This is a genomic window from Vibrio halioticoli NBRC 102217 (assembly GCF_000496695.1).
Classification (GTDB): Bacteria; Pseudomonadota; Gammaproteobacteria; order Enterobacterales; family Vibrionaceae; genus Vibrio; species Vibrio halioticoli.
The window spans coordinates 1-25,286 of sequence record NZ_BAUJ01000020.1; the positions used below are offsets into that span (position 1 = coordinate 1).

Here is a 25,286-nt window from a genome sequence, read left to right on the forward strand (position 1 = left end):
GGAAAAATGCTCGAGAACAAGGCAGAATTTTTTGATAAGTAGTTATTCTACAATCAAAAATTCTAACGCCGTTATCGAGCATTTTAACAAGCTAGAATGATCAGTTATTTAGTACGATTGGTATAACTACACAACGCTTTTACTTTGAGGTCATTATGGTTCCAGTTGTTGCGCTTGTTGGGCGTCCTAACGTAGGGAAATCCACATTATTCAATCGCTTAACTCGTACTAGAGATGCGTTAGTTGCAGACTTTCCCGGTCTGACACGTGATAGAAAATACGGTCGAGCTAAGCTTGGCGAGCATGAGTTTATCGTTATTGATACCGGCGGTATCGATGGCACAGAAGAAGGTGTGGAAACCAAAATGGCAGAGCAGTCGCTAGCGGCGATTGACGAAGCTGATGTGGTTCTGTTTATGGTTGATGGCCGAGCAGGCTTAACCGTTGCTGATGAAGCGATTGCTAAACACCTACGCAAGATTGAAAAGCCAGCGATGCTGGTAGTAAACAAAGTTGATGGTATCGATGCTGACGCTGCGAGTGCTGAATTTTGGCAGTTAGGTGTAGATGATATGTATCAAATCGCAGCGGCGCACGGTCGTGGTGTGACGGCATTGATTGATCGCGCTTTAGATCCATTCGTTGAAGCCCTGTTAAAAGAACAAGGCGAAATTGAAGACCTTACTGGCTTTGAAGACGAAGAAGAACAGCTAGAGTACACCGAAGAAGAAGCAGAAGAAGAATTCAAGCGTCTGCAAGATCAGCCTATCAAATTGGCGATTATCGGCCGTCCAAACGTAGGTAAATCGACACTGACTAACCGTATTTTAGGTGAAGAACGTGTTGTGGTTTACGATATGCCTGGTACGACACGCGATTCAATTTATATCCCAATGCAAAGGGATGAGCGTGAATACGTATTGATTGATACTGCGGGTGTTCGTCGTCGTCGTCGTATTAACGAAACGGTAGAAAAATTCTCAGTGGTAAAAACGCTGAAAGCGGTTGAAGATGCCAACGTAGTATTATTGGTTATCGATGCTCGTGAAAATATTTCAGATCAAGATCTGAGCTTACTTGGTTTTGCATTGAACGCTGGTCGTTCTATTGTGATTGCTGTGAATAAGTGGGATGGTCTTGATACTGATGTGAAAGAACACGTTAAGAAAGAGCTTGATCGTCGTCTTGGTTTCGTTGATTTCGCGCGTATCCACTTTATCTCTGCATTGCATGGTACTGGTGTTGGTAACTTGTTCGAATCTGTACAAGAAGCGTATAAATCGGCGACAACCCGTGTGGGTACTTCGGTACTTACTCGCATTATGAAAATGGCAACCGACGATCACCAACCACCATTGGTTAGAGGCCGTCGTGTGAAGCTTAAATACGCTCACGCAGGCGGTTATAACCCACCTATCGTTGTGATACACGGTAATCAGGTTAACGAGCTTCCAGCGTCATACAAGCGTTTCTTGATGAACTACTACCGCCGCTCTTTAGAGATCATGGGTACACCAATTCGTATTCAGTTCCAAAGCAGTGAAAACCCATTTGAGGGTAAATCTAGCAAGATGACAATCTCGCAAGAGCGTAAGAAAAAACGTTTGTCACAAATGCTGAAAGGCCGCAGTAGCAAAAAGTAACAGTTACGCTTTATCATTTTTAAAGCCGCTTCGATCGCCGAAGCGGCTTTTTTTTGCCCGAAAAAGGGAACAATGACACAAAATCCATATAGGAGATCTTTTTATTTTATTCTTTAAATGCCACTAAAAACATACGGAATAGAATAATAATCTTCTGTAAATTGAAAAACAGCATATGTAACTTATGCTTTCGGTGTGTGGTTATATAAATGTTCTTTTTACGGTAGAAGGCTGATCACGAGCAATAAAGTATAAGATCAAACAAAGATCATGTTAAAGCTGTAATGTGGCGGTTTTGATAGAAGAATAAGCAACAATGAACATAAACTGATGACTGTTTAATCAAACTCATTTTACCCGTGTAAGCTATCTGAAACTATAGGCTATTTTAACTGGCTAGAATGATAAACTAATGACTACGGTGGTAGATTCATCAAATAGTGGAGAGCAAGTAATGGCACACAACATTTGCCCTGAGTGTAATCAAGAACTGCAATGGGATGGTCAATATTACTGTGCAGACTGTCAGACGCATTATAAAAAGTTAGCCTTTTGCCCTGATTGCGATGCGGAGTTGGAAAAACTGCAAGCGTGTGGCGCAGCCAGTTACTTTTGTAATGCCGCTTGCAACGAGCTCAAGTCAAAGTCTCGAGCTCGCGTTGAGTTTAAGCGAGCAGAATAACCGTTAAGATTGTGTCGCTTTGACCGATTCTACGCTTGAAGTGACTTCACCATCGGCAAAACGAGTGACTAAAGTATCACCTTGTTTAAGTTGCGATGATTGAGTGACAACCTTACTATTTTTGCTTGAGATAGAATAACCACGGCGCATAGTCGCTAAAGGGCTTACTGCGTCTAGTTTTTCTGTTAACAGCTCAAACTGGTGCCTATCTTGACGAACTTGGCTTTGAATAGCCTTATTTAGTCGCTGTTCTAAATACACTAGATTTTGTTGTTGCTTGGCAATTTTGTTGGCAGGAGCATGCATTTCAAGGCGCATCTGCAAACGAGAAAGACGCTGTTTTATCGCGCTAATTTGTCCAAGCATTGCACGTTTTAATTGCGCCTCTTTTTCATCTAATTGCTGACTTTGTTTTTGCAATTGATGTTTAGGGTGCAGCTTGTCTAATCGATGCTCTTGAATCAAGATTTGTTGTTGCTGCTGTGTCAGATAACGATTCATCGCATTCATCAGTTGCTTTTGCTTGGCAAGCAGACCTTGCAACTTAAAGCTCTGATCTCGGCTAACTAGCTCAGCGGCGGCCGATGGTGTCGCGGCGCGCATATCTGCCACAAAATCTGCAATTGTCACATCCACTTCATGACCCACGGCACTGATTATTGGAATTTGGCTAGAGGCAATGGTTCGCGCCACTATCTCGTTGTTAAAACACCAAAGATCTTCCAATGAACCGCCACCACGACCGACAATCAACACATCACATTCATTGCGCTCATTGGCTAGGCCAATCGTCTGGGCAATGCTAATGGAAGCACTTTCTCCTTGCACCATAGTTGGGTAGATGATCACCGGCAGGCTAGGGTCGCGCCTTTTCAATACTTGTAAAATATCGTGTAAAGCAGCCCCAGTAGAGGAGGTGACGATACCAATGCATTTTGGGTGTTCTGGCAATGGCAGTTTATTTGACTGTGCGAACAGGCCTTCAGCGGCCAATTGCATTTTCAGCGCTTCAAACTGCTGTTGCAGGCGACCATCGCCTTCAGGCTGCATAGATTCAATGATCAGCTGATAATCACCGCGCGGTTCATACAGTGATAAGCGCGCTTTGACTAAAACTTGCTTGCCGTTTTCAGGGCGGAAAGTCACACGACGATTATTGCCACGGAACATGGCGCACTTCACTTGGGCGCGGGAATCTTTAAGAGTCAGATACCAATGTCCAGACACTGGAGATGAAAAATTGGAAATTTCACCGATAAGCCAAACCACTCCCATTTCATTTTCAAGGAGTAAGCGCACTTCAGCGTTAAGGCGTGAAACAGTAAAAATATTATTGGATTGCGGGGAGGGCAAATTGACGCTCTTCAGACATGGGTATGGAAGATAGCTCCAATATAATACACAGCAATAGGTAAAAGGCAAATTAAATTTCAAAAAATGAGTAGCAAAACGATTGCGCTCTGCGTATAATCCCTCCGCAATATCAATTCCAACTATTTTATACACCCCGTATAAATGATTGGTTTCCTTACTTTACCACCTCTATTGTGAGATATTGCAAATGTTACGTATTGCCAAAGAAGCGCTGACCTTCGACGACGTCCTACTGGTTCCAGCTCACTCCACCGTTCTCCCAAATACAGCGGATCTTCGCACCCGCTTGACGAAGAATATCAATCTAAATATCCCAATGATTTCTGCATCTATGGATACAGTTACAGAAGCTCGCTTAGCTATCGCATTAGCTCAAGAAGGCGGAATTGGTTTTATTCACAAAAACATGCCTATTGCTTTGCAAGCCGAAATGGTTCGCCAAGTTAAAATCTTTGAAGCGGGCATCGTTTCTGATCCTGTCACTGTTCGTCCAGAACAAACCATTGATCAAGTGCTTAAGCTTACTGAAAAACACGGTTTTGCCGGTTTCCCAGTAGTGACTGACAGCCAAGAGCTTGTAGGTATCATTACTGGTCGTGACATTCGCTTTGTGACTGACATGAGCAAAACAGTGTCTGAAGTGATGACTCCTAAAGAGCGTCTAGCAACAGTAACTGAAGGTGCATCTCCTGAAGAAGTTCAAGAGAAAATGCACGAAGCTCGCGTTGAGAAAGTATTAGTAGTGAACAACGAGTTCAAACTACGCGGCATGATCACTGCAAAAGATTTCCATAAAGCAGAACGTAAACCAAACGCTTGTAAAGATGAGCGTGGCCGTCTACGTGTAGGCGCTGCAGTTGGCGCAGGTGCTGGTAACGAAGAACGTGTCGCCGCGCTTGTAGAAGCTGGCGTTGACGTGCTACTTATCGACTCTTCTCACGGTCACTCTGAAGGCGTACTAAACCGCATTCGTGAAACTCGCGCTGCTTACCCTGATCTAGAAATTATCGGTGGTAACGTAGCAACTGGCGCAGGCGCTCGTGCGCTAATCGACGCCGGTGTTAGTGCAGTTAAAGTGGGCATCGGCCCGGGTTCAATCTGTACTACTCGTATCGTTACTGGTGTTGGTGTTCCTCAAGTGACTGCTGTGGCAGATGCTGCTGAAGTTGCTGCAGAATTTGATATTCCAGTTATCGCTGACGGTGGTATCCGTTTCTCAGGTGATATCTGTAAAGCTATCGTAGCTGGCGCATCTTGTGTGATGGTTGGTTCTATGTTCGCAGGTACTGAAGAAGCACCGGGTGAAGTTATTCTTTACCAAGGTCGTTCATACAAGTCTTACCGTGGTATGGGTTCTCTTGCAGCTATGTCTCAAGGCTCATCTGACCGTTACTTCCAAACAGATAATGCAGCGGACAAACTTGTTCCTGAAGGTATCGAAGGTCGCATCGCTTACAAAGGTCGCCTAAAAGAAATCGTTCACCAACAAATGGGCGGTTTGCGTTCTAGCATGGGTCTAACTGGCTCTGCAACTATCGAAGACATGCGTACTAAAGCTGAGTTTGTTCGTATTTCTGGCGCTGGTCTGAATGAATCACACGTACACGACGTGCAGATCACCAAGGAAGCTCCAAACTACCGCCTAGGTTAATATTGCGTCGCGAAATCCCTTGAGTTCAAGGGATTCAACTTAGCAAAAAAAACCTAACTACCTCTATTTATAGGGGTAACAGATTATTTAAAGTTTTGGAGGCCATTTGCCTCCATCCATCTAATACTATTGAGATTTCTAAATGACAAAGAATATCCACGACCAACGTATTTTGATCCTAGATTTTGGTTCTCAGTACACTCAACTTGTCGCGCGTCGCGTTCGTGAAATTGGTGTTTACTGTGAGCTATGGAGCTGGGATGTAGAAGAAGCGGATATCCGTGAATTTAATCCTGACGGCATCATCCTTTCTGGTGGTCCAGAAAGTGTAACCGAAGCAAACTCTCCTCGCGCTCCTCAATATGTTTTTGATTCTGGTGTTCCTGTATTGGGCGTATGTTACGGCATGCAAACAATGGCTGAACAACTTGGCGGCAAGGTTGCAGGTTCTAACGAACGTGAGTTCGGCTATGCACAGGTTAAAGTTGTTGAAGAATCCTCTCTATTCCAAGGTATTGAAGACGCTATTGCTGAAGACGGCAACGCACTGTTAGATGTGTGGATGAGTCACGGTGATAAAGTAGTCGAAATTCCTTCTGACTTTACTAAGATTGCCGAAACAGAAACTTGTCCGTTTGCTGCGATGGCAAATGAAGAGAAGAAATACTACGGTGTTCAATTCCACCCTGAAGTAACTCATACTCGCCAAGGCGCACGTATGTTAGAAAACTTCGTTATCAACATCTGTGGTTGTGAAAAATTGTGGACATCACAATCCATAATCGATGATGCAATTGCTCGTATTAAAGAGCAAGTGGGCGATGATGAAGTGATTCTAGGCCTTTCTGGCGGCGTTGATTCTTCTGTTGTCGCTATGCTAGTTCACCGCGCTATCGGCGACAAACTGACTTGTGTATTCGTTGATAACGGCCTGCTTCGTTTGAACGAAGGCGAGCAAGTGATGGATATGTTTGGCGATCACTTCGGATTAAACATCATCAAAGTGGAAGCGGAAGACCGTTTCTTAGACGCACTGAAAGGTCAATCGGATCCAGAACAAAAACGTAAGACTATCGGTCACGTATTTGTCGACGTATTTGATGAAGAATCGAAGAAGCTGAAAAATGCTAAATGGCTAGCGCAAGGTACTATCTACCCTGACGTTATCGAATCTGCGGCTTCTAAAACAGGTAAAGCGCACGTGATTAAGTCGCACCATAACGTAGGCGGTTTGCCTGACGATATGGAAATGGGCTTAGTTGAACCATTGCGTGAACTGTTTAAAGATGAAGTGCGTAAGATTGGTCTAGAGCTAGGTCTGCCATACAACATGCTTTACCGTCACCCATTCCCAGGTCCTGGTCTAGGTGTTCGCGTTCTTGGCGAAATCAAAAAAGAATACTGTGATTTGCTACGTCGCGCCGATGCTATCTTTATTGAAGAACTGCACAATGCCGATCTTTACCACAAAGTATCGCAAGCCTTTACAGTATTCCTACCAGTACGCTCAGTTGGTGTAATGGGCGATGGCCGTAAATACGATTGGGTTGTATCGCTACGTGCTGTAGAAACCATCGACTTTATGACTGCGCATTGGGCACATCTGCCATACGACTTCCTAGGTAAGGTTTCAAACCGCATTATCAACGAAGTAGACAGTATTTCACGTGTTGTTTACGATATTTCAGGTAAACCACCTGCAACTATCGAATGGGAATAAGCCTGCGCTTTTCTCGTTTTAGATAATCAGTGATACAAAAACCCGTGAGCTAGTTTAGTCTTACGGGTTTTTTTATTGTGACGCAAAATTAGGACATATAGCGGTAGGCGTGCGAAAATAAACGCAATCAGATTAATCGGTAAATAGAAGTATTAGAAATGGCAAAACTGACCCTTCAAGAACAAATGCTAAAAGCTGGCTTAGTGAATGAGAAAAAGCTAAAGAAAGCCAAGAAAGGCGCTAAGAAGTCTCGCGTACAGTCACGAGAAGCAAAGGCCGCTGCAGAAGAAAACCGTTTAGCTCAGCAAGAGCGTGACAAAAAGATCAACCAAGAGCGTGAGCAGCAACGTTTGGCTAAAGAGCTAAAAGCGCAAGTTAAACAGTTGATTGATATGAACCGCATCGATACCTCAAAAGGTGAGATCAAGTACAACTTTACTGACGGTACTTTAGTAAAATCTTTGTATGTTGAGGAGTTAAATCGTACTCAGCTTATTAAAGGTATTTTGAGCATTGCTCGTGACGGCGAAAGCTATGCGGTGATTCCAACGGTTGTGGCAGAAAAAATCGCTACCCGAGTGCCTGAAGCGATTGTTGAAACCATCAAGCCTGAAGAAGAAACGCCAGATGAAGATGATCCGTACAAAGACTTTGTCGTACCAGATGATTTAATGTGGTAATTGATTTTACATCATCAGTAATTGGGTAGCGTAATGCTGCCCATTTTTATATCAAACTCACAAATAAGGCATTTTTCTATGCACTATTGATCACAGACGGACTGTGATTGATATTATTTGACCACTTAGACGGGATTAGGGAAAGAAAATCTGTCTGTGTAAGGTCTAGTGAATATATCTAAGAGATAAATCGGTATTTACTTACGTATTACCTGTCATCGTTAAAGGCTTGAGCCAAGGAAACTAACGGAAAATCATTATGAATAAATTACTCACGGCAATGCTTACGTTATGTGCAACGTTTGGGGTGGGTGCGAAAACACTTGATTGGAATAGCATAGAGAAAACCGCGCAAGGACAAACCGTCTACTTCCATGCATGGGGAGGTAGTCAGGAAATTAACCGCTATATTCAGTGGGCTAATAAACAGCTTCAGCAGCGCTATGCTGTGACGTTAAAGCACGTTAAAGTCTCTGATATTGCGGAAAGTACCCCTCGTCTTATTGCGGAAAAAGCCGTAGGAAAGAGTGAAGGTGGCAGTATTGATCTGGTGTGGATCAATGGTGAAAACTTCAAATCAATGAAAGAGAACCAACTGTTGTTTGGCCCTTTCACTGAAAATTTGCCAAACTGGAAATACGTCGACAAAACTTTGCCAGTGACTGTGGACTTTTCTGAACCTACCGAGGGCTTAGAAGCGCCTTGGGGAGTCGGGCAACTGGTGTTCATTTACGATCAAAAGCAATTAAACACGCCGCCTGCATCATTTGCACAAATGCTCACATATGCCAAAGCGCATCCAAATCGCTTAAGTTACCCAAAGCCTCCAGAGTTTCATGGTTCAAGTTTTTTAAAGGCGTTATTGATTGAACTTTCAGATAATGATCCTGCTTTATCTAAACCTGTCACCGATGAAGAATTTGCGAGATTAAGTCCATTGCTGTGGAGCTACCTCGATGAGTTCCATCCGCTCGCGTGGCGCAGTGGTAAACAATTCCCCGCAGGCACAGCTGAAATGATCCGTTTATTAGATGATGGGCAGCTAGACGTTGCGCTGACCTTTAATCCTAATGCGGTCTATTCTGCACAAGCAGCTGGCAACCTTGAACCTAGCACTAAGCCCTATGCGATGAGCCGGGGCGCTTTGTCTAACATCCACTTTTTAGCCATACCTTGGAATGCTTCTGCTACAGAAGGTGCTTTAGTGGCGATCAACTTTTTATTAAGCCCAGAAGCGCAATCACGCAAAGGTGACTTGGATGTATGGGGCGACCCCTCAGTGCTAGAACGTCAATATTTGCAAGGTAGCGCGCAAAACTCTGAGAAATTTGACGCTATTGATGAACCTCACCCAAGTTGGCAAGTTATGCTAGAAAAAGAATGGCTTAAGCGCTACGGACAATGATCTAATATGCTTCGATTTTTTTACGCACTAGTTGTAGTAGTGTGCGTATTGCCCACAATACCGGGCATGCTGGGTGTCGTCTCATCGTCACTCAGCTTTATTCCTCCTTTAGGTATGAGTTCCATTTCTTTAACTGGTTTTGAGCACGTTTTTGCTTGGAATGGTGTTTGGCGCTCTATTGCTCTGACTTTATTTTCTGCCATTGTCAGCAGTTATCTAGCCTGCTTGATCAGCTTTGCGGTGCTACAGCGCTGTTGGAACACGCGCTGGTGGCAAAAAATAGAGCTATCGTTATCGCCATTGTTGTCTATTCCGCATGTGGCGTTTGCGATTGGTTTTGCTTTTTTGTTTGATCCTACTGGGTTAGGGGTACGTTTGGTGCATAGCCTATTTGGGCATGATTTAAACCAAGCGTCGGCGCATGAATTAGCCCTGTTAATTCATGATCCTTACGCACTGGGGCTGGTCATTATGCTGGCCTTTAAAGAAGTGCCTTTTCTGCTATTAATGAGCATTCCCGTCTTAAAGCAATTAAATATCGAAAAGACAGAAAAAATCACCGCATCAATGGGCTACAACCGCACTCAGATGTGGTGGAAATCTATTTTTGTTCAATGGCTGGTTAAGCTGCGTTTTCCCATGTTAGCGGTGTTAGCTTATAGCTTGTCGGTGGTGGACGTGGCTTTGATTGTAGGGCCGACCAATCCACCTACGTTTGCGGTATTAGTATGGCAATGGTTTAACGACCCTGATCTTTCATTACTGCCGAGGGCATCGGCAGGGGCGATCGTGTTATTTATTATCGCCTCTTTGGTTATGGTGTTTGCTAGAGTGGTTGAGTGGACTATCTGTAAATGGGCAAGGTCGTGGCAAGTGTCAGGGCGGCAAGGTACGTCATTACCGGGAAAGAGTTTGTTTACTTCAATGCTTTTTCTGACAGGGGTTATGTTGCCCCTGATGATGTTGTGGAGTGTTGCACACCGCTGGCGTTTTCCTGATCTTTTGCCTAGCCGCTACTCCCTTAGATTTTGGGAGTACGAATGGTCTGGCATTATCAGCACCATACAACAAAGCCTAAGCTTAGCCTTGGTTTCAGGTACTATCGCGGTACTACTGGCGCTTATTGCTCATGAATATCGAATTCGATATCGCTGGCAAATACCGGGCTACATTATTGCGATACCTATGCTTATTCCACAACTTTCGGTTTTGTTTGGCCTGCAAGTGACCACCTTATTTATTGGTGGCGACAATCATTGGTTATGGGTCTGCTGGGCACACCTGTTTTTTGCGTTCCCTTTTGTCTATTTGTCATTAGATGGCCCTTGGCGTAGTTACAATGAGGCTATGACCCGAGTCGCTCTGAGCCTTGGCAAAACGCCATTTAGTGTTTTCGTTAAAGTGAAATTGCCTCTAATGCTTCCTGCTATTTTATTTGCTTGGGCGGTGGCCATCAGTGTCAGCTTATCTCAATATCTGCCTACGCTGGTGTTAGGGGCAGGGCGAATTTCTACTTTAACCACTGAAGCCGTAGCGTTATCCAGTGGCTTTGATCGTCGCGTGACTGCCATATATGCGTTGTGGCAAGCATTGTTACCACTGATTTTTTTCTTTATCGCAATATTGGGAAGTCGACTCCATAACCGATGTCTGCGTCCACCGAAAGCTTTGCAGCAAAATAAAGGGGCTTTGATCAAATGAGTCTGTATCTTAAACACCTTACCGTACATAAATCAGATGGCAGTACGCTATTCGCTGAGTTGAATATGAGTATTGATTCTGGTGAAGTGGTTTCTTTGATGGGACCCAGTGGATGTGGAAAGTCTACGTTGTTGGATATTATTGCTGGGCATTTATCTTCTGAGTTCACCTATCAAGGTGAAGTGCGGTTAAACGAGCGCCGCTTGGACTCTATTGCTGCACATAAGCGCAAAGTAGGGATCTTATTTCAAGACGATCTGTTGTTTCCGCACTTAAATATCTGGGAAAACCTCGCTTTTGCTTTACCTAATTCAGTGAAAGGTGTGCAAAGAAAGCAGCAAGCTATTGAGGCGTTGCAGCAAATCTCATTGAGTCAGTTGGCAGATTCGTACCCAGAGCAAATTTCTGGCGGCCAAAGGGCGAGGGTAAGTTTGACCCGAATGTTGTTGGCGAAGCCAGAAGTAGCATTATTGGATGAGCCATTCAGTAAACTTGATAAGCAACTTCGTGCACAGTTTCGCGATTGGGTATTTGAGCAATTAAAGCGTGCCAATATCCCCGCATTAATGGTGACCCACGATGAACAAGACATTCCTAGTGATAGTGTGACACTGAATTGGCCGTGGGAGAGTACTCATGCTAGATAGTTATAGCATCAAGGTGATCAAATGGCCTTTAACTCAAGGGGCTAAGCTTGTTAATCACTTTGGGGTGACCGCGAATCAAATCACAGTCTTTGGCTTTGTATTAGGCTGTTTGGCATTGCCTATGCTAATGCTAGAGCAGTACAACATGGCATTGCTGTTTATTGTACTAAATCGTATTTGCGATGGCTTAGATGGTGCATTAGCTCGGATACAAGGCATTACTGACGCAGGCGGTTTTTTAGATATCAGTTTAGATTTTCTATTTTACTCCTTAGTGCCGTTTGGCTTTGTACTCGCTAATCCTGATATCAATAGTATTGCGGGTGCCTTCTTGATCTTCTCTTTTATTGGCACAGGAAGCAGCTTCTTAGCGTTTGCGGTTATGGCGGGCAAACGCGGCATTGATAACCCAGTTTATAAACATAAATCTTTGTATTACATGAGTGGGTTAACCGAAGGCACTGAAACCATTGCTTGCTTCATTATTATGTGTTTATTCCCACACTATTTTGCTGAGTTGGCTTTTGTATTTGGCAGTTTGTGTTGGTTTACTACTGCGACTCGTATTTATTCTGGCTTTCATACTTTACAAGATTCTTAATTTGTTGGGTTACTGAGTTTAAAAACCGTAACCCAGCACTCTTTCTACTTTGTGATACTGCACGCTTAAGCAACTTTATGCACTCCATCAGTTTTCCTAACACTGATCTTCAAAACTACTAGATATTATTTCCACTCTGACTCTCTTAATCTGAATGGGCTTTCACGAAAAGCGTTCAATTAAACGGGTGATGTTATTCACCTAGTTATTTACCGACAGAGAAGGAGGAAACTATGCCGATAAAACGCCCATTCCCAGAATTGGTTGATGTCAGCTCGTCAGTGACGAAGCCGAGTCTAACCATGCAAGCTGCGGACTATGGGCACAAAAAAGTACTTAAACCTTTTAAGCAGTCATTTGTATTAGCGGTATTTGCCGGTGCGTTTATCGCATTAGCCTTTGTCTTCTACATTACAGTGACCACGGGCTCTTATAACAATGGTTGGGGGTTAACCCGCTTTATCGGTGGTGTGGCTTTTAGTCTTGGTTTAATGCTGGTGGTTATCTGCGGTGGGGAGCTCTTTACTAGCACAGTGTTAAGTTCTGTCGCTTGGGCACAAAAAAGGGTCACTACAAAGCAGTTATTGCTCTGCTGGGCTCGTGTTTACGCGGGGAACTTTGTGGGCGCTATGCTCACCCTTACCTTCATTATGATGGCAAAAATGCACATCCTTGATCATGGTAATTGGGGGCTGAATGCACTGAGCATTGCCACTCATAAGTTAGAGCACTCTTGGTGGCAAGCATTCTCGTTAGGGGTAATGTGTAACCTATTGGTATGTCTTGGTATTTGGATGAGCTTTAGTAGCAAAGAGAGTGCAGGAAAGGCGTTTTTAGTGCTGCTTCCTGTTGCTATGTTTGTGAGCTCAGGCTTTGAGCACAGCATTGCTAATATGTTTATGGTGCCACTAGGAATTGCGATTAAGGCAACCGCGGATACGCAACTGCTCAATACAGCACTAACAGCCGGGATTCATCTAGAGCTGTTAACGATAAAACAATTTATTACTGCAAATCTAATCCCAGTCACTCTGGGGAACATTTTCGGGGGAGCGGCTCTGGTTGGGCTGGCTTATTGGAGCATAGAGCCAAAACTAAGCTCAACGGCGTCAATTTACCCGATAAAAAACACAGACATCAATTTTTCATCTTTAAATTCATTGGAGCATGCCATGTTAGAACATATGAAACGTTTACGAGTTGCTGATCTAGCCTCTGACAACCAGATCACTTTCGCAGAAGACTTAAACTGCCAAGTTGCACTTAAGCTATTAATCGATAACGAGCAAGCAGGAGCTGCAGTATTAAGTGCAGATCATCAAGTGCAGGGATTCATTTCACAGCAAGATCTACTTCGAGGAATGTGGGGACAAGATTTTGACCCTGAGATAGAAATGCCGGTTAAAGACTACATGCAATCACCTGTTTGCACTTTGACGCCAGAGCAAAGCATTCTTTCTGCTCTTGAGCCAATGATTGTCGATCAAGATGTGCTTTACCCTGTTAACCAAGGAGGTTTCTACATGGGCGGAGAAGTACTGTCATTTAAAGAGCGTTTAGCAAAAGCGGCAAGTAAAATGCCAAGTGCTTATCCGGTGGTCTTTAATGGTCAGTATGTTGGACTGCTTAATCGTGATGCGATTGCGCAGTGGGTGGCAAATTATAATCAGCCACAAACGCAACAAAAGAAGGATCTGTCAGTCGCTTAATTCTGAGCGATGACATTAGGGCCTGTGACGCCCTATCTAAAAAAGCACAACTAAGTTTTTAGGTCACGCAGGGGTCCAATCTTTGCGTGGCTTGAAAGATTTACCTTTAGTTAATCTTCTCGCCTCAGAAAGTAAACATTCCCTTAGTGGTGATTCACCACTGTCATTGCGCCAAATAAAAGAGATTTCTCGTTGCATGTTCAATTGTGGCGTTGGTAGTACCACCAATTGGTTATTTTCCAGCTCAGGTAAAATATCCAGATAAGGCACGCATCCTAAATAGCTGCCATTGGCTACTAGCGATTTTATGACCCGAATACTCTCATACTCTTTCCATACTTTTATGTTGTCGATATAGCCATGTATCGCACCGTCAAAAATACGGCGAGTGCCAGCGCCTGGCTCTCTTAATATCCATTTTGCTTGCTCTAGCTGTGCCAAAGTCACTTGCTTGTATTGTGCGAAGGGGTGATTAGGCGATGATACAATCACCAAGTCATCATCTAGCCAGTGCTCTTGTTGTAGACGACTATCGGTATTGCGACCTTCAATGATACCCAGATCACAGTCGTAGTTGAGCAGTGATTCTATGACGTTCTCAGTATTCTCAATGTTCAATTTTATGCGCATTTCTGGGAAGTCGTTATCAATTTTACTGATGAGTGAGGGCACTAAATGTTTAGCCGCTGTCTGGCTTGAACATAAGCTTAACGTGCCACTGATCAGGTGTTGGTCATGCAGGCCAAATTCAATTTGTTGTGCTTCTTGTAATAAGTGTTTGGCTCTAGGTCGTAGCCAATGTCCCCAATGACTGAGCACTAAGCGGTTGCCTTGGCGGTTGAATAAAGGGCGATCAAGCACCGATTCCAATTGAGAGAGAGACATGCTCACCGCTGACTGGGTCATCGACAGTTTTTTAGCTGCAATACTCACGCTTTCATAACTTGCTACGGCATCAAATACCGCGATTTGCTTTAAGGAAAATTTAAACATGCAACTCCTATTATTGAAAACTAAGTATCAATTTTACTGATGTTTAGATTTTGCGCTATTTAAAAAGTGAGTTCAATATTTATTCTATTGATAGTAAAGGTTAAATGTAACCACTTGCATATAAATTGATTTTTGATAAACAAGAGTTAGAAAAATAATTTAGAGCGAATGTTGTAGTTTTTACACTTAGTTTGTATATTAATCGTCATTCGACGATGTAAGAGAGATTAGCATGACAGATTGCCAAGTAAAAAAATGCCAAGCGCCGACCATCTCTATCGAGGATGAGAAGCAAGAGCAGGAGTTGGCAACACTGGCAAAAGCAATATCGCATCCAGCGCGAATTAGAATTTTAAGAGTACTTCTAGAGTTAGAACTGCAAGGCGGATGTTTGAATGGTGTTTTAGTCGGGCAACTGGGATTGGCGCAATCTACCGTGTCTGAGCATTTGCGTATATTACGTCAAGCAGGGCTGGTGCGCAGTGAACCTCAACCTCCTAAGGTCTGTTACCGTATCGAAATGCCCGCAATGCAAAGAATACAGCATTTACTTGATAGTTTATTTTAACCACTAGAACAGCGGATCTATTTTACTTTATAGAGATAGACTACACTTAGATTAATCGTTATTCGACGATTAACGAACGTAAATTAACAAACGTAAGTTAACGAATAGCAATTCACAAACACAGAGAGTGATCGGTTATGAGCAAAGAAATAGCGGGTGCAACACCCAAGCTAGGTTTTTTAGACAGATATCTAACCCTATGGATATTTTTAGCTATGGCTGTTGGCGTAGCAATTGGCGCGTTATTTCCTCAAGTAGCGGAAATTAATGAAAGTATGTCTATCGGCAGTACCAATGTTCTATTGGCAATTGGCTTGATTTTAATGATGTACCCACCGTTAGCTAAAGTGGATTACAGTCTGCTTGGTAAAGTCACGCAAGATAAGACGGCGATAAAACTGTCATTGATCATGAACTGGCTAGTTGGTCCTATCTTAATGTTTGCTTTAGCGTTGATATTTTTAGGTGATCACCCTGGCTACATGGTCGGTATTATCCTGATTGGTTTAGCGCGTTGTATTGCAATGGTCTTGGTGTGGAACGACATCGGTGGCGGAAACAAAGAATATGGCGCCGCTTTGGTTGCATTAAATAGTGCATTCCAAATCGTCACTTACAGTTTCATGGCATGGCTCTTTATCACAGTGTTACCTCCGGTATTTGGTTACACTGGAATGATAGTGAATATCTCTATGGCTGATATCGCACAAAGCGTGTTCATCTATCTTGGTATTCCATTCTTAGCCGGTTTCTTAGGACGTAAAATTCTTATTTCGGTTAAGGGTGAGCAGTGGTACAACGATGTGTACATTCCTCGTATTTCGCCGATTACTCTTATTGCATTATTGGCTACAATTGTTTTAATGTTTAGCCTTAAAGGTGAGATGATTCTTGAACTGCCTATGCATGTGGTTCGTATTGCAATCCCTTTGACTATTTATTTTGTCACTATGTTTTTTGTTAGCTTTTATGTCGGTAAACGTCTAGGCATTCCATATGACAAAAATGCCTCAATTGCTTATACCGCAACTGGCAATAACTTTGAATTAGCGATTGCAGTGTCGATTGCAGTGTTTGGTATCAATTCAGATCAAGCATTTGCTGGTGTCATTGGTCCACTCATTGAAGTGCCAGTGTTAATCGCACTGGTTAATGTAGCACTGCGTATGAAAACAAAATACGTAACAAAAAGCGCCTAATTATAAATAGATAAAGCCAGTCATTGACTGGCTTTATCTTTCTTCTACGCCCCATAACTCTGTCTACGATGCTGTTTTTTTCCTAACGGCTTAAGAACGCCCACTCTGCAGACCATACCTCTTAAAGAAATGACGATCAGATCACACTTTTATCCGGTTTTTAAGTGTGACTAATGTCATATAAAAATCTACATACTTGCGTAAAAATCCGATCCCTTAGACTCTTTCAGAGTGCGGTGGGTGATCTAGGTAGCATTTGCCTCCGTCGCCAATATCAGCCACTCAAGTCATACAATATAGTTAACTCATCAGTCAGGTTTGTGTCTATTACAGAGGTTAGGCGATGAAAACTCATGCAGAGATAGCAAAAGATGCTATTGAACTAGTAACACCAGCAATTGAACGATTATTTGAACGAACCAATCGTAAAGAGTTGCACATTGTAGTGATGGACCCACGAGTAAAACCTTGGGAATCTTCATTTGAAGAAGCAATTTTAGTTGAGTCTTCACTGGGCAATCCAGAACAGTGGACCATTCCTTTTGATGAGTTTGCTCGCAAAAAAGCAAAACAAGCATGGCGCAACTCCCGCGCTAATATGACTAATCAAACTCTACACACCGCCTCACTCAACGAAGATGACTTACTGTTCTATGGCTCTTTTGTCTATGGCGACGTAGTTGTGGGTTGCAGTGGAGTTGAGCAATGGTACGACATGCTAATCAGTGGTTGGATTGCTGTAGCAATTGAGCAGCTGTGCATGGCTGAGTATCAAAATAATAAAATTAATAACCCTACTCAAATCACTCGAAATTAAACAATTTCATATACAAACATTGAAACAAAAGGAATTATCATGAACAAACTTCTTAAATCACTTCTTGTCGCTGCTGGCATCATGGTATCTGCAACGGCGGTTGCTGCCGATTACCCAAGTAAAAATATTCGTCTAGTTGTTCCTTTTGGAGCCGGTGGCGGTACTGATGCTGTAGGTCGTACTCTTGCTAACTCAGCAAAAGACATTCTTGGTCAGAATATTGCCGTCATGAACCGTACTGGTGGCGCTGGCGCTGTAGGTATGAGCTTTGGCGCTCAGCAACGTCCCGACGGTTACACGCTTACCGTTGTTACGCGTGAAATTGCTTCTCTACCACAAATGGGCCTAATGCAGCACGATGCGAGTGATTTTAAACTGATTCGTATGGTTAACCTTGATCCTGCGGTAGTGCTGGTTTCTGCGGACAGCCCATACAACACGATCAACGACCTTATTGCAGAAGCAAAGAAAGGCGATGGCGTAGTTAAATTTGCTTCTACAGCGGCTCCAAACTTCTACCTAATGGCTCTAGAAAAAGACCAAGGCATCAAACTAAACGCAATTCCTTACAACGGTGCATCTGAAGCGATTCCGGCAGTACTAGGTAAGCACACTGACGTAACTATGGTGACTCCAGGTGAAGCTATTGCTCAGCTACGTTCAGGTCAACTTAAAGCACTAGGTGTGATGTCTGAAGAGCGCATCGCTTTCTTGCCAGAAGTTCCAACTCTTAAAGAGCAAGGCGTTGATGTAGTAACGGGTACATGGCGTGGTATTGGCGCTCCTAAAAATACGCCAGATGCTGTTATCGAAACTCTAGGTAAAGCATTTGACCAAGCAATGGCATCTCCTGAATTTAAAGAGTTCATGCAAAAAGGTGCGATGACTATCCACAACATGAATGCAGAAGAGTTCACGGCATTTGTTGAGCAAGACACTAAAAACCTTGGTGCATTGATCAACTAATTTCACTTCTAATTCCACTTGGGAGCTCTGCCTAAGAGCTCCCCATTTCCTTAAAGTCTAGCTTTAACGGGTAGCATTATGATTAATAGAAATGTTGTCTTCCCCTCCCTAATCATTGCCCTAAGCGCAGTTATTTTGGTTTTTATTGGTCAGTTCGCGGAGCCTCGCTTTCAAGATGCGAGTGTCGATGCAAAGTTTTTCCCTACTGCAATTGCGATTGCACAAATTCTTATTTGTATTGCACTTTTGGTGCAGCACAAACTTAAATCTATTGCTGTTGAAAAACAGCCAGCCATTTTCTCAAAAATGGCGGTATTTGGCATCGTGTTCTTAATTGGATACGCCTTCTTAATTAGCTTAATTGGCTACCTATTGGCGAGTTTGGTCGCCTTTACCGTGTACCTTGTGTTGTTCAAAGTGAAGAAGCCGTTGTATTACGTTGTCGCTTGGGCATTTGTGTTTGGTGTTTATTACTTATTTGGTGAGGTGTTCTACATAGCGCTTCCTGAAGGTCTATTTTATTAAGGAGGCGGTATGATTGAACATTTATTAAATGGCTTACTGACCGCGTTCAGCCCAGCCGTTTTACCTATTCTTATTTTTGGTGTGGTAGGGGGGATTGTACTTGGTGCTTTGCCTGGACTTACCGCGACCATGGGTGTGGCAATCCTATTGCCATTTACATTTGGTATGGAACCGACCGCAGCACTAGTTATGCTGATCGGTGTGTATATCGGTGGTATATATGGCGGTTCAATAGCGGCCATTTTATTAAAAACACCGGGCACTCCCGCCTCCGCCGCCACTGTCCTTGACGGGCATACCTTAGCGGCCAAAGGGCAGGCAGCAAGAGCGTTAAGTATCTCTGCTATCGCCTCTTTTGTCGGCGGACTGATCAGTACCATAGTATTAATCGCGATTGCTCCTTTATTGGCAAACTTTGCGCTGCGTTTTAATGCCCCTGAATACTTTGCATTGGCTTTGTTTGGCTTAACTATTATTGCGAGTGTGTCGGCACAAAATATTTTGAAAGGACTGCTAGCGGGTACTATCGGTCTGCTTGTATCAACCGTTGGCTTAGACCCTATCAGTAGCGTGCCTAGATTTACCTTTGGCGTGATGGATCTTTACAGTGGCATCAATGTTATCCCTGTGCTTATTGGTTTATTTGCTTTATCTGAAGCGATCAACCAAATCGAACGAATCCTAAAAGAGAAGCAAGCCAAAGTGGCCAAATTTGACCACAAACTGCTAAGCAAAAAAGATCTTAAAGAGATGATGCCTACCGCCATTAAAAGTGGCTTGATGGGAACCTCAATTGGTTCTGTGCCCGGCGCTGGCGCGGATATTTCAGCTTTTGTGTGTTACAACGAAGCTAAGCGATCTTCTAAGAATCCAGAAGAATTTGGTAAAGGATCGGTACGCGGTTTGGCAGCAGCAGAAGCGGGCAACAATGGTGTTACGGGCGGTTCGCTAGTGCCTTTGCTTACTTTAGGCGTTCCAGGAGATGCGGTGGCAGCGGTATTGCTTGGTGCATTGATTGTGCAAGGATTAACTCCGGGACCACTGTTGTTTGCCCAAAACCCTGAAGTTGTGTACGGCGTATTTAGCTCAATGCTGGTGGCGAATATTGTCATGCTGATCGTAGGTCTTATCGGTATTCGCTTCTTCTGTCGCATTATTGAAGTGCCTAAGATGCTGATGATTCCTATCATCATATTCTTATCTGTCGTGGGTGCTTACGCCATCAACAACTCTATGTTTGATGTAGGCATTGCGATTAGCTTTGGTATTTTAGGTTTTGTTTTAGGTAAGCTAGATATCCCATCGTCGCCTATACTATTAGCGATTATCTTAGGACCAATGGCAGAGACAAACCTACGTAAGGCGTTGTTGATGTACGATAACTCATGGTCCTTCTTATATGAGAGACCAATAGCACTAGCCTTTATCTTGCTAGCGGTGTTCTCGGTGTACTCGACAATGAAGATGAAAAAGAAAAAACAAATGCAGGTCGATACTGATTAAGTGAGTTTTTAATCGTTTTGTTGTCGATAACCGAAAAGTAAGATTGTAGATAATTCAGGCGTAATTGTTTCAATTTGTGATCTTCGCATCTATATTGTAATACTATATTAATGTATTGTTTTATCATGTTTATTGCTGGCCACGAGAAGTTTTCTCGTGGCCAGCAATGCTATAAATAAAAATCTTAGAGGTTAAAATGCATACAAAAAATAAGATTGCTGCTGTTGTTGTTTCAGCGCTTGTCGCTGGCCTAGCAGGTTGTTCTACAGCTTCTTCTCCTGATACTGCATCAGCCACACCGGCTAACCAAGATCCGCAACTTGCGGCTCAATACAACTTGGACGTAACCAAAGCTCCTGCTGAGAACTTTGACCTATCTAAGTTTAAACTAAACCTGCCTATGGATGATGATAAGGCTGAACGCGCTGGCAAAGTAATGGAAATTTACAAGTCAATGCTAAACAACAAAGAGAAGCCTTTCTCTCAAGCGCAGTGGTTCTACACTGACCAAACTACAGGTGCAATGGTGTTCAAAGCTCCTAACAAAGCAATGACAACACCTAACTCTAAGAATGCACGTAGCGAACTTCGTGCAATGCTGGCTGACGATTACTCATCACCTAAGAACAACTTCACTGTTGCGTCTACTAAAGATGCAGAAAAATACGGTGCGATTGGCGGTCACATGAGCGCAACTCTTGCAGTTGATTGGGTAAGTACAAGCGGTAACTACAAAAAAGGTGGCGCATTCGCGACCGTTATCGGTCAAATCCACGGTTCTAAAAATGAACCTCTAAAAATCGAATACCGTAAACTACCTGAGCACGAATACGGCTCTGTTTACTGGAACTACGAAACAAATGCTAAAGGTGATGAATATAAATTCCGTCACGACATCAGCACTGACGTATTCGGTCAACACGACCTACGTAAAGGTTCTGCAGAACCTGTTGATGGCATCAAACTTGGTGATATCTTCTCTTACGACGTAAACGTTAAAGGTGACATCATGCACCTAACATTTACTAAAAACCCAGGTCAGCCAAACCAAGAAGTTAAAGAGTTTGACGTTAACCTAGCTAAAGGTCACCTAAAAGGCGACAAATACGACCAAGGTTATGCAAATGACTGGATGTACTTTAAAGCAGGTAACTACAACCAATGTAATACTGGTTCAGCAGGTTGTTCAAACAACGGCCTTGAAGCAGGCGATTACGCTCAAGTTAGCTTCTACAAGCTAAACCTAGACCAATAATATTGGTTTAGTGGCGTTATTGAGTAATGCCAACCAAACAAGTCAAGATGTCTGGTGGGGGCTAGCCATCTTGATTAACTGTGAGGGTTAGGGGATTAAGTAAGTTATAGGATTAACGCTTGATTTCCCTCACGGTTTTTTTCAGAGCTTGCTATGCGCAAGCTCTTTTTTTTGCCTACTTTATTGCTAATCACTTAATCACTGTGACTGGCACTAGATTAAAGTCAAGGCACCAGAATTAAAGTCATAAGTTAGATTTAGCGTTCGCCCTTCACTTAAGTTCAAGCAACAAGAGACATTTGCATCCCATATTACGCTTTGAAAGCTGTGACTTTGTTGCTGTGAAAGGTCATGCAGCACAACGGCATTAAATTGTTGAGATGAACTGCGCAATAAAGAGTAGGCTAAATCTTTTATTGCAGGGTTGTCTGGAGCATAACCTTGAAGCACTTTACTTGGCTCATTGCTCCAAATATGTTGGCTATAATCAACTTGCTCCTCTATTCCATAAATTAACTGATGCGACTGACATAGCTCGCTAATTCTTGTTTGTGTCATACGAGCTAACGGGCCTTGCAATGGATTACTGATGTTGCTGCTGTGTTCAGTGTGCTTGTGAGTACCACGGATATGGTAAGTTAAATCAAGTTGTTGTTGATGCGGATTTTCTACCGTATTTAATTCTAAAAGCATATCTTCAAGCCAGATCAATACGCGGCGATATTTTATCTGTTGGTAACTTTGTGCATCCCATTGAACTATGGTGTGACTGTCTACTTGTGCCGGTTGTTGATTCCAGTCTACTTCGGCATCAATTAAGGTCACGGAATCGCTTTTTTGATAATACTTGAGTACAGGATTGATCGGTGATTGATTTTGTTGGTTTACCGTTAGCGTGTTGTGGGTGGCAGTATTCTTGTAATAACCGTAATGCAGTTCAGCGCCATAACCCGTAGTACCTAGATCTGGCAGTATTTCTTTACCTTGGCGAGTTAAAATAATACCAAGACGATCATAGTGATCGTGTTCGCCACCATAAGGGGCGTGTTTGTAGAGCAACGCATTATTGTTGTTTTCATCAAACGCCAAAGTCACTCCGGCCTCTTTGGTATGAATAGACTGACACGCTAACGGCTGAGCATTGGGCAATTCATCAACACCATATAGCAATGCATCCATGTTATCGCGACTGATATTTTGATAGATGCTAGCTAATGCCTTGGCAAAGAGATCACAGGGGTACTGTCTCTGAGCAAACTCAAATAAATGGGCGTGAGTGAGTTTTTGTTGACCATTAATACAATCATTAAGGCGAGGGAACTCACCATTGTTAAGTACTAAACTTAATGGGAACTTAAGCATCTTTAAAAAATTTGGATTATTGCTCACAGAGTAGGGGGTATTACAGGCCATTTTCTCGAAGTTGAGCAAGGCTTGAAGTGCGTAATAATGGTAATGAATTGAACCTTCGTACCACATTCCTTCACTGGTACAACCGTGATCCAATTGGTAGTGAATACCATATTGTGTATTTAATGCAAAGTCGATGTAGCTTTGTTCATCTAAGATCAGACCAATAACACCTATTGTGGCATTAATTTTCATTTCATGGTTGTGCAGTTGATCGGTGCGGTGCTTCATTAAAAACTCAGCTCCCTCACGTAATAATCGGTCTTCTATATATTGTTGTTGTTCTTTGCTGAGCTGATCTTTCACAAAATCATACCCACGCGCAAAATCAAGATGACAGTTTGCTTCACATAAGGTTTGTGCGTTCGCTTTACCTGGACCGTTGTAAGGGATGCCCCCGTGTTCTTCATAATCTGGGTAATACTTGGCGTACTCAAGGAGAATAGCACGCACTTTATCAAGGTATAGCTCGTCACCGGTTAGTTGCCATAATAAGCCAAGGTCAAAACTAGCTTTGGCATTTAAACCATTTAGCCAACGCCACCAAGCTCCATCATACGGTTCACCAGTAAACTCTTTGCCGTCAATTGGGCAACAATGAGATTTAGGTTTCTCTCGATCCCAAGTAAGTCGTACACCATGCTCAGGGCAGAAGTAATAAAGGTTCCAAGTAGCAATACCGGTTTGTGGCACTAAAGTATCGTGATTAAGTACCACATCATTGTTATTTCTGAGCGTTTTAATCATGGCAGCACTGGCTCGTGCTTTGATGATTTGTATCTCTGAATTAGAAAACTGAAGCATGACAAAATACCTTAATAGCTATGCTATATCTTTGAATTGAAAGTAATTATTTGCGTTGTGGTAACAGATGTTCTGGATAGTCTGTTTGAGTAGCTCTAGGTCGTAAGGGATCTCATTGCTTTCAACCCATTGGGCAAGTAAGTTACACAGCACTCGCCTAAAATATTCGTGTCGACTAAATGAAAATAGGTTGCGAGAGTCGGTCAACATGCCAACAAATCGTCCTAAAGCACCTAGGTTTTTTAAGCTAGTCAGTTGTGCTTCCATGCCGTCTTTGTGGTCGTTAAACCACCATGCCGCGCCAAATTGAATTTTCCCTGCGGCATCATCTCCTTGAAACGCACCGGCCAAGCAACTCAATAACTGGTTGTGATTAGCATTGAGGTTATAAAGTATGGTTTTAGGCAGTTTACCTTCACGATCGAGCTCACTTAGGTGCTTGGCAAGTGCTTCTATATCTAACTCATTGTTGATGACGGTAAAACCGGTACCTGCACCTAGCTGTTGTTTGCGTCTTTCATTTACGTTGGCAAGCACACCAATGTGCAGTTGCTGGCTCCACTTATGTTGGTGATACAACTTACCTAGTTGATTCAATATATATGTGGTGAGTTGAGCGATATCAGTTTCTGACAGTCGCTCCTTGGTCAGTAATTTCAGGAAGATACCTTCACACTGATGCGTGCTGCTTTTGGCAAAAGAAACACGAGGTAAACCAATATCAGACAGTCGACAACCTAGGTTATGGAAAAATTCGACACGCTTGGCTATTGCTTCAATATAGTGACCTAGCGAACTAATATTGATGCTCGTGATTTGGCTTAATTGATGCAGGGTATTTAGAAAGCCAGTGGGGTTAGAAAAAGCGATTAACTCATCAGCCCTAAAAGTAGGGAGCACTTGAATGGAGAAACCTGAATGTTGCAGTTTTTTATGGTATTCGAGGTTGGATAACGGAGAGTCTGTTGTACACAAGGTGTCTACGTTCAAGCGTTTTAATACTGCACGAGGGCCCATTTCTTTGTTTTTCAGTGTATTGTTACATTGCTGCCAAATGGATTGGCAGTTATTTGGGTTAAGCAGTAAATCGCAATCGAAGAAGCGTTTAAGCTCTAGATGTGACCATTGATATAAAGGGTTACCTAACAGGTAAGGTATGGCGTCACACCATTTTTCAAACTTTTCAATGTCTGTGGCATCGCCAGTAATGTAACGTTCTGATATACCGTTACTTCTCATTGCACGCCACACATAATGGTCATTGTGTAACCAAGCTTCTGCTATATTCTTGTGCTTGGTGTCTAACCAAATGTCCTTTGCTTCAAGATGATTGTGGTAATCAATGATTGGCATTGGTGCCGCGTAGTTGTGGTATAAATGCTGAGCCAGTGATGATGTCAGAAGCACATTGTCATGAATGTATTTTTCGATCA

General features: G+C 43.0%; 21 protein-coding genes. 17 read left to right on the plus strand and 4 right to left on the minus strand.

The window, feature by feature from the left end; genetic code table 11:
- Positions 1-155: 155 nt before the first annotated feature.
- Together der and VHA01S_RS07645 are read left to right on the plus strand one after the other, a co-directional pair.
- Positions 156-1,643, plus strand: a complete 1,488-nt coding sequence (gene der / locus VHA01S_RS07640) for a ribosome biogenesis GTPase Der (RefSeq protein WP_023403783.1) — start codon at positions 156-158, stop codon at positions 1,641-1,643.
- Positions 1,644-2,097: 454 nt separating this feature from the next.
- Positions 2,098-2,325, plus strand: a complete 228-nt coding sequence (locus tag VHA01S_RS07645) for a zinc ribbon domain-containing protein (RefSeq protein WP_023403784.1) — start codon at positions 2,098-2,100, stop codon at positions 2,323-2,325.
- 3 nt (positions 2,326-2,328) lie between these two features.
- Here VHA01S_RS07645 and xseA read toward each other — a convergent pair whose 3' ends face one another.
- Complete coding sequence (gene xseA / locus VHA01S_RS07650; protein WP_023403785.1) at positions 2,329-3,678, minus strand: exodeoxyribonuclease VII large subunit; 1,350 nt, start codon at positions 3,676-3,678, stop codon at positions 2,329-2,331.
- Between the two features lie 208 nt (positions 3,679-3,886).
- Here xseA and guaB point away from each other — a divergent pair, with 208 nt between their 5' ends.
- From guaB to focA, 8 genes are all read left to right on the plus strand, one after another.
- Positions 3,887-5,350: an IMP dehydrogenase gene (gene guaB, locus VHA01S_RS07655; protein ID WP_023403786.1), complete on the plus strand. Its 1,464-nt coding sequence runs from the start codon at positions 3,887-3,889 to the stop codon at positions 5,348-5,350.
- 142 nt (positions 5,351-5,492) lie between these two features.
- The gene (gene guaA, locus VHA01S_RS07660) at positions 5,493-7,070 is read left to right on the plus strand and encodes a glutamine-hydrolyzing GMP synthase (protein ID WP_023403787.1); all 1,578 of its coding nucleotides are present in this window, start codon (positions 5,493-5,495) and stop codon (positions 7,068-7,070) included.
- A gap of 158 nt (positions 7,071-7,228) precedes the next feature.
- On the plus strand, positions 7,229-7,750 hold the full coding sequence (locus VHA01S_RS07665; RefSeq protein WP_023403788.1) for a DUF2058 domain-containing protein: 522 nt from the start codon (positions 7,229-7,231) through the stop codon (positions 7,748-7,750).
- Positions 7,751-8,009: 259 nt separating this feature from the next.
- Positions 8,010-9,155, plus strand: a complete 1,146-nt coding sequence (locus VHA01S_RS07670; RefSeq protein WP_023403789.1) for an ABC transporter substrate-binding protein — start codon at positions 8,010-8,012, stop codon at positions 9,153-9,155.
- A 6-nt stretch (positions 9,156-9,161) separates the two neighbouring features.
- Complete coding sequence (locus VHA01S_RS07675; protein WP_023403790.1) at positions 9,162-10,856, plus strand: ABC transporter permease; 1,695 nt, start codon at positions 9,162-9,164, stop codon at positions 10,854-10,856.
- Positions 10,853-11,503: an ATP-binding cassette domain-containing protein gene (locus tag VHA01S_RS07680; protein ID WP_023403791.1), complete on the plus strand. Its 651-nt coding sequence runs from the start codon at positions 10,853-10,855 to the stop codon at positions 11,501-11,503. Before VHA01S_RS07675 ends, VHA01S_RS07680 begins: the two co-directional genes overlap by 4 nt.
- Positions 11,493-12,104: a CDP-alcohol phosphatidyltransferase family protein gene (locus VHA01S_RS07685; protein ID WP_023403792.1), complete on the plus strand. Its 612-nt coding sequence runs from the start codon at positions 11,493-11,495 to the stop codon at positions 12,102-12,104. The genes VHA01S_RS07680 and VHA01S_RS07685 overlap by 11 nt, the downstream gene beginning before the upstream one ends.
- A 233-nt stretch (positions 12,105-12,337) precedes the next feature.
- A complete protein-coding gene (focA, locus tag VHA01S_RS07690; protein ID WP_023403793.1) occupies positions 12,338-13,813 on the plus strand; it encodes a formate transporter FocA in 1,476 nt (491 codons plus the stop codon).
- A gap of 63 nt (positions 13,814-13,876) precedes the next feature.
- Here focA and VHA01S_RS07695 read toward each other — a convergent pair whose 3' ends face one another.
- Complete coding sequence (locus VHA01S_RS07695; protein ID WP_023403794.1) at positions 13,877-14,806, minus strand: LysR family transcriptional regulator; 930 nt, start codon at positions 14,804-14,806, stop codon at positions 13,877-13,879.
- Between the two features lie 232 nt (positions 14,807-15,038).
- Here VHA01S_RS07695 and VHA01S_RS07700 point away from each other — a divergent pair, with 232 nt between their 5' ends.
- The 7 genes from VHA01S_RS07700 (at position 15,039) to VHA01S_RS07730 (ending at position 21,639) form a co-directional block, all read left to right on the plus strand.
- Entirely contained in the window at positions 15,039-15,374 is a 336-nt protein-coding gene (locus VHA01S_RS07700) for an ArsR/SmtB family transcription factor (protein WP_023403795.1), read from the plus strand.
- Between the two features lie 137 nt (positions 15,375-15,511).
- Positions 15,512-16,573, plus strand: a complete 1,062-nt coding sequence (gene arsB / locus VHA01S_RS07705; protein WP_023403796.1) for an ACR3 family arsenite efflux transporter — start codon at positions 15,512-15,514, stop codon at positions 16,571-16,573.
- A 343-nt stretch (positions 16,574-16,916) separates the two neighbouring features.
- Complete coding sequence (locus tag VHA01S_RS07710) at positions 16,917-17,390, plus strand: hypothetical protein (protein ID WP_023403797.1); 474 nt, start codon at positions 16,917-16,919, stop codon at positions 17,388-17,390.
- 39 nt (positions 17,391-17,429) lie between these two features.
- The gene (locus VHA01S_RS07715; protein WP_023403798.1) at positions 17,430-18,356 is read left to right on the plus strand and encodes a tripartite tricarboxylate transporter substrate binding protein; all 927 of its coding nucleotides are present in this window, start codon (positions 17,430-17,432) and stop codon (positions 18,354-18,356) included.
- Between the two features lie 78 nt (positions 18,357-18,434).
- The gene (locus tag VHA01S_RS07720) at positions 18,435-18,881 is read left to right on the plus strand and encodes a tripartite tricarboxylate transporter TctB family protein (RefSeq protein WP_023403799.1); all 447 of its coding nucleotides are present in this window, start codon (positions 18,435-18,437) and stop codon (positions 18,879-18,881) included.
- A 9-nt stretch (positions 18,882-18,890) separates the two neighbouring features.
- Positions 18,891-20,384 (plus strand): tripartite tricarboxylate transporter permease, encoded by a 1,494-nt coding sequence (locus VHA01S_RS07725; protein ID WP_023403800.1) that lies wholly within the window; start codon positions 18,891-18,893, stop codon positions 20,382-20,384.
- A gap of 196 nt (positions 20,385-20,580) precedes the next feature.
- Positions 20,581-21,639 carry a polysaccharide lyase family 7 protein gene (locus tag VHA01S_RS07730; protein ID WP_023403801.1) on the plus strand — a complete coding sequence of 353 codons (1,059 nt, stop codon included), beginning with the start codon at positions 20,581-20,583 and terminating at the stop codon, positions 21,637-21,639.
- A 213-nt stretch (positions 21,640-21,852) separates the two neighbouring features.
- Here VHA01S_RS07730 and VHA01S_RS07735 read toward each other — a convergent pair whose 3' ends face one another.
- Positions 21,853-23,853 carry a heparinase II/III domain-containing protein gene (locus tag VHA01S_RS07735; RefSeq protein ID WP_023403802.1) on the minus strand — a complete coding sequence of 667 codons (2,001 nt, stop codon included), beginning with the start codon at positions 23,851-23,853 and terminating at the stop codon, positions 21,853-21,855.
- Positions 23,854-23,871: 18 nt separating this feature from the next.
- The gene (uxaC, locus tag VHA01S_RS07740) at positions 23,872-25,284 is read right to left on the minus strand and encodes a glucuronate isomerase (RefSeq protein WP_039970436.1); all 1,413 of its coding nucleotides are present in this window, start codon (positions 25,282-25,284) and stop codon (positions 23,872-23,874) included.
- Between the last annotated feature and the right edge of the window lie 2 nt (positions 25,285-25,286).